Here is a 1013-nt window from a genome sequence, read left to right as displayed (position 1 = left end):
ACTCTTTTAGTGCAGTATGCATTTTTAGTTAATCTTTTTTGCAGTTCAATTACTTGGGGACCACTGCTTCCTTTCTTCAGGGAAGGGTTGGTATTTACGGGAAGGCTCACAGATCCGCTCACTTTATAGCCATTCGTGGCAGCTATGGTGGCAAATGATTTATTCGAACTGGCAATCAACACTACAGTGTTCATTTTCACCCTTTCGTACAGCCATTGAACATCATTGTTATACATACGAATACAACCGGCACTTATATATTTCCCAATGGTGGTAGGATCATTATTTCCGTGTATTGCGTAGGTATTTCCTGGTGTATTCCTTGCATTGATCCCCAGCCATCTTTTACCTAGAGGGTTTTTTGGGTCTCCGCCTCTAATGTTGCCTTTATAATAGGGACGATTCACAATCTTTGTCACTACCTTGAACTTTCCTTCAGGGGTGTAGGAGGCATTCTTTCCTGTCGCCACGCTGAAAACCCTCACCAAATTATCATTTTCGTAATAGGCAAGCTGATTATTGGCTTTATTGATGATAATCAGTTGCCTTGCTGCCGCATCTGAAGTATTACTGAACCCAACTAAACTAAAAGCGAATATTAATAAAAATACCATCAATTTCTTCATGTTTTTCCCCGTCCCTCATTTAAGCCACCTACATTTACACATACACTATCCTATGCATGAAGTGGAGCTAAAGTGACAATTTTTTAAAGTGGGGGTAGACTAAAAATATGTAATATTAAAACAAGGGCAACTTTCTGCTTTTTTGGCAAACGTAGAAATGATGGGCACTATTTTTGGCCATATTACATACATTATTGATGTGAAAGCGGAGGTGGGGAAGAATTGTCACGCCTAAAGGTGGAGGACTATCTAGAACAAGGCATCCATGGTCCAAAAGAAATCAAGCCTGGTGAACGCAGGGAATTTCTGGGCACATTACGGGAGCGCGTCGTCATCGTCTTAAAAAAAAGCCAAGTCTTTGAAACGAATGTATATCCGGAAATAGAG

General features: G+C 40.5%; 2 protein-coding genes. One reads left to right on the top strand and one right to left on the bottom strand.

All coding sequences use genetic code 11. The annotated features are described in order from the left end of the window. Positions 1-626, bottom strand: a 626-nt coding sequence (locus ACFVSH_RS27065; RefSeq protein ID WP_387708944.1) for a L,D-transpeptidase, incomplete at its 3' end; no start/stop codon positions are given. 237 nt (positions 627-863) lie between these two features. On the opposite strand from ACFVSH_RS27065, the gene ACFVSH_RS27060 reads away from it, so the two are divergent. Continuing rightward, positions 864-1013: DUF1694 domain-containing protein (locus tag ACFVSH_RS27060; protein ID WP_387708946.1), on the top strand; the 150-nt coding region annotated here is incomplete at its 3' end.

The sequence above is a fragment of the Peribacillus sp. NPDC058002 genome (assembly GCF_042886655.1).
GTDB lineage: Bacteria > Bacillota > Bacilli > Bacillales > DSM-1321 > Peribacillus > Peribacillus aracenensis.
This window is presented reverse-complemented; position numbering and strand designations above follow the sequence as displayed.